A 10,293-nucleotide genomic window follows, 5' to 3' on the forward strand; every position below is an offset into this window, starting at 1 on the left:
CTGGAGTAACCGATGTTACGATCGCTTTTTTAGTGGCATCTGGTGTTCCGCCTAACCAGGTGGTACCATTCCAGGTTACTGTAGGCTGATCTCCAATAGTCACTAATGCTGATAAGGGCGATTTACAACCAGAGGCAGTCATTAGTCTAAAATTATATGTCCCTGCAGCAAGGTTTTCCACCGTTAAAGTGCTTCCGCTTCCCGGTATACTAGCTGATGATGATCCAGTTTGTGTTATGGTCCAGCTTTCGTTTATAGGTAAGTTGTTTAGAATTACTTTTCCTAATGAACCACACGAAACATTTGTTATGTTTCCAATTGTTGGTGGTGTTAATAAAATGGTTGTTGTTTCTATATTATTATTATATGCAGTACCTGATATATCTTCAACAATATTTAAAGAAGGATCTGTTCCTGTAACTTTTGCTGAATTCACAACTTTACCAGCGTCTATATCAGCTGCAGTAATTTTATAAGTCCCGGTTAGTGTAGCTGTTGCTTTAGCTGCAAGTGTAGCAATATGATTTCCTGAAATTGTCATGCCGGGCAGGGGATCAGTGATGTAAATATCAGTTATGGGTACATCTCCGGTATTTATAACTTCAAAACTATAATTTATGATGTCTCCTAATTTTCCACAAGAAGTCATTGAAGCAGTTTTTATAAGACTTAATTCTGCTAATTTCAATGAGTTTGTGTTAAAAGCAATAAAAGCACAATCTGAACTACCTGTAAAATTAATAACAAATCGATCTACTTGTGCAGCATTTGAACCTGTAATACCAAAAGCTTTTGTTTCAAGTCCTACCAGTCTAATATCTCTGGTGGCAGCCGGTGTAAAACCGTTTACACCTCCATCTGCCTTAAATAAATCTAAACTGTAAGTACCTACAGCAGAAACTGCACCAAATGCAACCGATATTTCGTTTCCTACAGTGTTTCCATTTACGTCAACAAATTTAAAAACATCCGATTGACTGGCAGTTCCAGGCTCTGCGACCTGAGTTACAATTAGATCAGGAGTACCATCATCAATACCAAACAGATTAAGATTGTTTGTTCCAATTTTAAACTCCGCTGAACCGGTTTTTATATTTGCAACACCCGTTCCCAGAGACAAACCATTAGAACCATCAGTAAGTCTTGAAGCCAACTCTGCCCCAGTTGCACTCGATCCTGCCAATGCCGGATTCAAAATCGCAGCAGTAGCAGATTTGTCGATCATTGAACCTTGTAAAATATAAGTGTTGTTGTTCAATCCTAAACTGCCTATTTTTAAAGCCCGAAACTTCTGGGCATTAAAAGTTACCCCTTTTATTGTTAAGGCATTATCATCAACACCTGTAGAGTAAGTAGTACCATTCCATTTAAAAGCTAATAGATTGTTGTAGTCATCTGGACGGTTTCCTATGCCAGTGATTGAATTCGATTTCCAATATCCTTTCCAATCCGTATGGATTTCTGTGATTGTAACCTGACTTTGTGTTTTTAAGGAAATTAGAAAAAAAAGCAGGACTAAAATTTTTGACAATAAAGAACGTACTATAACAAGTGATTTAGGTGACATAAAATTTTGGTTGATTTTTAGTTTGATTTGGTTAGTGATTTAGACGCTAATGTTTTTTAGTAGGGGTTCAATAATTAGCTTTTTTTTAATATTAATGCCTGTATATAAGATTTGTTATTACGTGAAAAATCCGGCAACTTTCGTTGTCGGATTTTTCACGTTTTATTTTTAATGTTCTCAATTAAAGATTATTTTTTTAGTTGTGGTAAAGTCGTTATCTAAAGTTACTTTAACTAACAAAATCTGATTGCTCGATTGCAGGTTCTGAATTTGCAATTCAGTATTTGAAACCTTCTTATCATAAAGTAATCTTCCGGAAATATCATACACGGTCACATCTTTTATGTTTTCATTTGATGACAATATGTTGATCACTTTATTTTTTATTGAAACCAGAATGCCGTTTTCAAGATTTTCAAAATCTCCGGTTCCTAATGTTTTGTTGGTGTATCTTAAAACTAATCGATCTGTAAAAGTTCCTGCTCCTGTTTTAAAAGTATAATTACCCGTTCTTAAATCATGAATAGTTCCGGTTGTTTTATCTTCTACATAAATTGCCTGATTATTCATCTCTCCATCTACTTCATCAATAGAAATCGTAAAATTGCCTTCAACTGTAGTTCTATAACCTAACGGAACGATATCACTATTTGTAAATGGCAATGCACGTCCTTGGATTACATAATTATTTGTGTTGCTTACACTATAAAAATCTAGATATGGATTCGCATCAAAAGAAATTCCATCATACTTAATATCATAATCATTCGTTGCGCCTTCTATATATCCTACTAATACTTGTTTGAACACTCCAGCGTCATTGGTCATGTTTAGCCAAATTCTATTTTTTTCCAGAACGGTTTCTTTTGAAGTTGCAGATTTAAAAAACTGGCTGTTGCTGGCTCCTCCTACTCGCATTGTATTGTTGAATTTCACCTTTCCATCTTTCAGAACATTTACATAAAATGCTTGTCCTGCTGCTATTTGACCAGTTGGTTTTATTCCATTATCCTGCCCGGAAATTGAATGGTTCGGATCTGATTTAGCAGATACTCCGCCACTTAGGTTATAAGCTGCATAATCATCTACAGTATATTGCTGAGTTGGTGTTGGCTTAGCTGGTGTATTGTGCGTCCAGAAATAAATAGTTCCGTTTAGCACCGAGTTTTGACTGATAAGGGCATCTGCACTTAAAGCAGATGGATAAGGGTTTCCTATCACATTATAATCTCCGGCTTTTAAAAGTTCTCCTTCCAAATCTCCATTATTAGGAACTCCTTTAAAAGATGCCGAATATTCTTGCTTAACAGTATTTGAATAATTTGCCGGACCACGAATGATGTATCCTTTTCCAATTATCATATTACTTTCTCTATCAGTCACAACCCACTGTTTTCCATCATTACCAAAATATTTAGTAGAGGTGGTTAAAGGTGAAATATCAACTAACTTTTGAGGATTTACAGGAGTTGACCAGTATAAATAATCTTTCTGAAAAATTGGGGGGCTTATACGTTTATAAGTGATAATTCCTGTATTGGTTACATTATTAATCTGAACTAAGCTTGCATTATTTTCAAATGTCAGGGTTCCTGAATTAACATTTATTTCGTTTGTAATTGTTAAAGTTTTTTCTTTTTGTATGGTAACGTTTGCGCCATTACTTATAGTGCATGAACATCCAACTACGTCGGTATCTAAATCATAAGTCCCTGTAAATTCAATTGGGTCACTTGCTGACGGAGTTCCTTTTGACCATTTAGTACCGTCCCAAATATTTGTTGAAGACTTAATTACAATGTCTGCAGAGTATACAATAGAGCAATTATTATCGATAGCAAATTTATAAGTTCCAGGTGCTAATCCAGAGATTTCAAATGTAGTTCCTGAAGCGGTAAAATTATATATTGTTCCTCTGGACTCAAGTAATCTTCCTGAAGGCGGAACGTTTTCTAAAACAACACTACCAGTCAATGTTGTACAAGTAGGTTGGGTAATAGTTCCAACTTTTGGTGCTGTGGGTGCAGCTTTTGTAACAATAGCTTCTGAAATTGCACTAGTAGTTGGCCCACAAGTTCCTGTAACAATACAATAGTAGTATAATGTTCCGGCAGTTGTTGATTGTGGAGTATAACTATTTGTTCCAGCCCCATTTGCAGCTACTAATGAAGTTCCGCCTGTTGTACTTGCAGTTGTATTGCTATACCATTGATAAGATAATGTACCAAATCCTGTTGCTGTTACAGTTAATGGATTGAATGAACTTCCGATACATTGTGTTTGAGTTGCCGTAGATTGTGAATTTATTGTTGGTGCAAATTCGACATCTATTCTTGTTTCAATAGCATATTGCTCATCACAAGTTCCATTTTGTGTTACCGCCCTATAATTTCTGGATGCTGTTAAAATTTCGGTTGGAGTGTATGTTATTTTTCCTGCTGTATTTGCTATAGGTTTCCATGTCTTATTGTTATCATCACTATACTCCCATCGAATGATTGTTCCAGGACCGGAATAGGGTTGATCTTTGTTTGGGTCGTCAAAATTGTAGACTCCCAAAGTCGGATTTGCACTTCCCTGACAAATATGAATTCCTCCTTTTGTTCTTCCTCTGTCTGTTTTTATTATTGCTACTGTAATAACATTTGAGGTTGCCGGATTTGAAGTTAAACAAGCTGAAGTTGCATCCGATGTCATTACGACTTTAATAGCATCTCCATTTTTTAATCCGTTTGTGGTGTACTGCGCCCCCGTTTGATCTGCAAGTAGTGTTGTTCCGATATACCACTGGTATTTTGGATTTGTTCCTCCATTTACTGACGTTGCTTTAAAAGTCACCAGAGTTCCGTCGCAAATTGTTGTAGAAGCTTCTGATGAAGTTAAAGTTACATTCGCAACTATTTTAGGATTAACGGTTAATTTAACAATGCTCGAATAAGTAAAGCAAGTCGCAGAACTTGATACAATGCAACGTACATAATAATTGCTATAGGATAGCGGAATATTTGTTAGTTTTAATACTGCGGTTGTGTGTCCTGATACATCCTGGGTACCATCAGTATTTGTCCATCCGGTTGATCCGTCAGCAGAAGCAGAATATTGCCATTGGTACGTTACTCCTGTAGTTGATGTTGCCACGGTAAATGTTCCATCCTGGCCCTCACAAGCTATTAAAGCTGTTGGTTGAGTTGTTATTGTTGGAGCTGTGCAATTATATATTTCAAAAGCTCCTATGTAAGGTTTAACTCGTGTAGTATTATAGTAATCCGTTGTTATGCCACTTATGGCTACCCCGGCTAAATTGTAGTTTCCAGCTACGTTTTGTAAACGAAAATCTGAAGTAGATTCCGATTGAAATACAGGAAGAATTGACGGCTGTACACTATTATCTGCCGGATTAAAAGTGGTATTTTTTTTCCAATTGGTAAAATCAGCATTACCGGTGTAAGAAATTGTTCCTAGTCTATTTGAAAAATTATTAGTTGCATTTGCAACATAATAATCGTTATTACTTATTGATGTTATTGCAGAAGCAGCAACTCCAATAAACACAGAATATTGCTTACCATTAGGTTGTGAATTGTAGAAAATATTATTTTTAATGTTAAAGCCTGTTCCACCTGCTATATATAAACAAGATGAATACCCCGAAGCATTTGCATAATTCATTACAATGGTATTGTAATATAAATTCGTCGTTCCAGATTCTATATAAATACCGTGAGGACGATTATGATAATTTTGATCTAAATTATCAGTTTCAGGTGTTGAGATTTTACTGATAAAATTATTGTATATATTAACAATACCTGTAGAAGTAATATAAATTCCGCCAGTTCTGCTATTATTATTACCTATTTTATTTGCAATATCGCTAATATAATTGCTGGAAATGGTTCCAGAACTTGTTCCTGAAATTGTTATGGCTGAAGCAGTTTTGAGACTATTGACAATTTTTGAAACTCCCGAAATAGTATTATTAGAAATCGTAAAATTTTTGGAATTTGATACATTAATTCCTGATCCTGGTTTTTCAGATTCTGTTAAACTTCCTATTTTATTCGATTGAATAATCCAATCTGAAGGAATTTTTGAAGTATTGCTATCTCCGTTTATGTTTACAGCTTCCTTAACATTGACAAAATCATTATTGCTTATGGTTATAGCTGAGTTTGCCGATGTAGAGGCTTCAACAGTCATGGTGTTATTGCCCCCAATTGTGTTATTACCAGAATAGACACCCGTAAGTAAATTTTCACCATCGTTACGTGTTTTGAATTTTATAATGCAATTCTTTACCGTAATATTTGTCGATGGGGTAGTTCCATTGCTTGCAATCCAAAATATTGATTTACTGTTATAGCTTATCTCGTCTTCACTGTATAGTGTTAAATTTTTAGTATTTGAAGTTGAATTACTGCCATCAATTGTAACATTTTTAACTCCATTAAATAAAAATATTGCAGGTACACTAGTATATCCATTAGGAGTTACTGCATTTATTATAATATCTTTTCCACTATTAGGTTTAATAGTTAACGTATTAGTAGCATTTATAGTCGTTGAAGTGATTGCAATTTGGGATGAAATAGTTTGGTTATTATCAATCAAAAGAGTTACAGGGCCACTAACTCCATTTGTATTAATATAAGCGATTGCATTTGACAATGAGTTTAAAGGTGCAGCACTTCCTGAATTAATAACATAGGTTCCCGATGCAGCCTGACTAAATCCTAAAAAAGGCAATAATAAAAATAAAAGTAAAGTTTTTTTCATGCTAAATGTTTTCTATACAATTTGTTATGCTGGCATAGCATAAAAATTGCCCGAGCAAATATAGAGACATCTACGTGTTTGAAAATAACAGGGTTTTTAGAAGAGCTATATAATCGATAAACTGTTAATATAACCGATAAACTACACTGCAAAAATTAACAATTTACGTTATTTCTTATAAAATGTTAAATTTAAATATAAGAAAAATCGTAAAATAAGACTGAAATTACATCCCATTTTATGCTTATAATTGCAAAAAACGTCATTTGAATGAAAAATTCGCAAGAAAACCAAAATTTGGCAACCTGTAAAATTATAAAAAATGCAAGTAATTAATTACAACTAAAAGAACTTCTTTAGTATTAAAAATCTTTTTCTAATTGTGTTACTTTTTCATAAACAAGAAAACTTTCAAATCCTCTGCGTAACATATAATCGCAGAATTTTTTTCGCTTTTTTAAAGTATTTTTTTCCGGAATGCTATTCCAGCATCTTTCAGAAAGTTGTTCAAAAGTAGTTTCATATTCTTCAGATGAAATTTCTTTCAAAGCCAGTGTAATGTTTGTTGAAGAAATTTGCTTCGCCCTAAGTTCATTTGTAATCCTGATTTTTCCCCAATGTTTAATACGATGTTTCCCTCTCGCAAAACTACAGGCAAAACGGGTTTCATTTAGAAAGTTGCCTTCAATTAGCTGAACGACAATAACATCGATTTCATCAGAGGTCATTTTTAAGCTGTATAATTTTGAAACGACTTCAGCATGACAACGTTCCTGATAAGCACAAAAGTGCTCTAATTTCTCTAAGGCCTGTTTTAAGGTAAAAATTTCATTCATGAGTTTTTTCTTTCTTTTTAACGGTTATTGCTAAAAATAATCATTTTAGTGTTAAAAATGCGTAGCTTTTTTCTGTTATTCTTAAAAAGTCTTTAACTAAAATGTTGTATATGTGCAGAATTATAATATTTTTGTAACCAAATTTTAACACTTTAATTTTGTCTGTAAGACAGGATTTTACGTGGAAAATTTGGTTATAAAAAAGTCCAAATAGGAATGTCGCACTTTCAAACGGAGCTGCTTTTTATTTTACTAAATAAAAAAAAACAAATTTAAATATAAATACCACTGTTTGTATGATTCAAAAATTACTTTTGATTATTCGTCTTTTATTTTTAAAATTTTCTAATTCTTTTTCCGGAAAATTATTTATTCCCAATGTAAAATTGCTTTTTTTTGGGATATTTTTTGTGTTTTCAAATAATTATGGGCAATCTGCTAGTAATTATTGTTTCACGACTAGTACTGGTACATATAATACTTTAGCGGGGGTTAGTGGGGTAACGAATGCAGGAGGTATGCCAACCTCTTCGACTGATGATGTAATTTCTAACCCTATTACCATGCCCTTCGTATTTACCTTTGGTGGGTTAGGTTATAATCAGGTCAAAATCTCAAATAATGGATGGCTTACTTTTGGATCAGCGACTGATTCCCAATACGCTAATACATCAGCGAATGCTGAATCCTCTAAGCCTATTTTATTCCCATTTTGGGATGATTTAGTTTATGCGAATAATAATCCGCCAAGATATTTAACAACCGGGAGTTCTCCTAATCGTATCTTTAAGATAGAGTGGGTTCAGCAGTATTTTTATAATGGAAATACGGGTGACATGCTTTCTTTTCAAGTGTGGTTATATGAAGGTTCAAATAAAATTGAGTATAGGTATAAAACTACATCAAATAACGTAGGTACTACAATAACATCATCAATTGGGATTTATGATTCAAATAGTACTTATTTAACTTTAAACAATGCAGGAGCAAATCCAACAGCGCAGACAGGTACATTTACAACAAATATCAATGCTAGACCTGCTAACAATCAAATCTACACATTTACACCAGACGTGACAACTTCATTGGGTAGCTATGAATTTTGTATCGATAAAACCAATACGCAAACTACAGGTAATGCAAGTGCAGGACAATATGCTTTGGTAAACGTTATAAAAGGCTTTAAATATACTTTTGCTGTGGGTGATGTTTTTTCTGGTTTTAGTGAAAAATTAAATATTTTAGATGCTTCGACAGGTTTAGATGTTTCACCAGCAGCTACTAACAGTAGCGCTACAGGAGCTACGATTACAAACTGGGAGCCTCAATTTTCTGGTCAGGTGAAAGTTGTTTTGTCAACGGGTACTTGTGCTGGTATTGGAACGGTAGGAACAGGAGGAATTACACTTACTTTAAACTCAGTTGGCAACAAACAAGATAGTCAAATATCTACTCCAGTAGCAAATAATACATGGAGAGGTCATATCTACAACTGGACAAGTGCTACTTTGCCTCCAGGAGGAGCTTCTCCTCCGGCACTACCAACAACTACTCCATTTTCAGACGCAGAATATGTTGGATATTACGACGAAACAACAGAATCAATAACCAAGAATTTTGGAGGAGATGATGTTTGTTTTCCTATACTTTCAAACGATGTTCAGAGAGCAACAATACGTACAGAACAATTTGCTGTGCGTTATAGAATGAATTCTACAAAGTCAGGTTGCTATTTAGTTACTCTTAGAGCAGATGATGGAGTTAGATTGTATGTAGATGGAGTCAGAGTTGCTACGCAATGGGGTGACCAATCTGCAACGACCTATTCAAATGTACTTATCAATCTAACTGGCACTAGTGTTTTAGTCTTGGATTATTATGAAAATGCAGGAGTAAACATATTGGAGTTTAGTATGACACCTTTCTTAGCAAGTTCAAACACAATTACCGCACCAGCATCTACTACTGTTTGTACAGGGACTGCACCTGGTCTAATTGACGGATCATCTTATCCATACAATGGAGCAGCAGTAAATCCAACAATAAAGTTTCAGTGGGAATCTGCGCCACAAGTTTCAGGTGCTCCGGGTACATGGACAAATGTAACGACAGGAACAGGAATTACAGCTGAAGATTATACGCCAGCAGCTATAATTGGAAATACAAGTACAAATGTTACCTATTATAGACGAACAGTATCTGCGGTTGCATCTAACGCCTCCACTTGCTCTTATAGCAGTGCGCCAATTTCTATTACGACAAATCCAAAACCCGTAATATCAAATATGACAACTTCAGCTTGTAGCGGAACTACTTTTACAGTTACTCCAACTAATGGTGTAAATGGCACTGTTCCAACAGGTACAACTTATAGTTGGGGTGCGCCAACGGGAACTAACTTTAGTGGAGGACAAGCAAGCACAGGAACTCAATCCAATATATCCGGAACGTTATCTACTACTACAACTGCTACAGCAACTGCTACATATACTATTACTCCCACTACTGGAGGATGTCCGGGCAACACGTTCACCATTATAGTAACTTTAAACCCATTACCAACTATTTCAGGAACCTTAAATGTTTGTGCTGGCTCAACGACATCACTAACAGGATTAGGAACACCAAATTCAACAAATCCATGGACATCTAGTTCAACTTCTGTTGCAACGGTTAGCAATACAGGTGTTGTTACAGGCGTTGCTGCCGGTACAAGTGTTATAACCTATACAAACAATAATGGTTGTTCAGTAACGGCAAATATTACAGTAAACCCATTACCCTCAACTCCAACAGTAGGAACAATTACAAATGTTAGCTGTGCAAGTTTAGGAAGCGTTGTGTTAAGTAATTTACCCGCAGGAAACTGGACCATTACCCAAACAGGTTTTGCCTCAGCCTCTTACAGCCCAATTCCAGGAACATCAAGTTATACCGTTACAGGTTTAGCAGCGGGAGGTTATTACTTTACGGTGAATAATGGTACTTGTACATCAACTCAAACAGCATTAGTGACTATTGGAGATCAGCCTACAGTAACCTGGAATGGTACCACCTGGTTAGGCGGAACACCAGATGCCACTAAAAAAGCGATCGTAACATCGGTTACTCCAA

4 protein-coding genes are annotated in these 10,293 nt (G+C 35.2%); 1 reads left to right on the forward strand and 3 read right to left on the reverse strand.

The genetic code is table 11. The features are described from left to right. From ACHRWY_RS27395 to ACHRWY_RS27405, 3 genes are all read right to left on the reverse strand, one after another. Window positions 1-1,567, reverse strand: a 1,567-nt coding sequence (locus tag ACHRWY_RS27395; RefSeq protein ID WP_395359179.1) for a hypothetical protein, incomplete at its 3' end; no start/stop codon positions are given. Window positions 1,568-1,744: 177 nt separating this feature from the next. After that, the gene (locus tag ACHRWY_RS27400; RefSeq protein WP_395359181.1) at window positions 1,745-6,343 is read right to left on the reverse strand and encodes a T9SS sorting signal type C domain-containing protein; all 4,599 of its coding nucleotides are present in this window, start codon (window positions 6,341-6,343) and stop codon (window positions 1,745-1,747) included. Between the two features lie 362 nt (window positions 6,344-6,705). Beyond that, window positions 6,706-7,179, reverse strand: a complete 474-nt coding sequence (locus ACHRWY_RS27405) for a regulatory protein RecX (protein ID WP_395359183.1) — start codon at window positions 7,177-7,179, stop codon at window positions 6,706-6,708. A 296-nt stretch (window positions 7,180-7,475) separates the two neighbouring features. Between ACHRWY_RS27405 and ACHRWY_RS27410 the strand changes: the two genes are divergently transcribed. Next, a partial coding sequence (locus ACHRWY_RS27410; protein WP_395359185.1) for a PKD-like domain-containing protein occupies window positions 7,476-10,293 on the forward strand: 2,818 nt, incomplete at its 3' end.

The sequence above is a fragment of the Flavobacterium sp. FlaQc-48 genome (genome assembly GCF_044007335.1).
Taxonomy (GTDB): domain Bacteria; phylum Bacteroidota; class Bacteroidia; order Flavobacteriales; family Flavobacteriaceae; genus Flavobacterium.

Excerpts from the sequence above, each read along its gene's own strand:
- ACHRWY_RS27400 (WP_395359181.1), bottom strand. The coding sequence starts at position 6,343 with ATGAAAAAAACTTTACTTTTATTTTTATTATTGCCTTTTTTAGGATTT.
- ACHRWY_RS27405 (WP_395359183.1), bottom strand. The coding sequence starts at position 7,179 with ATGAATGAAATTTTTACCTTAAAACAGGCCTTAGAGAAATTAGAGCAC.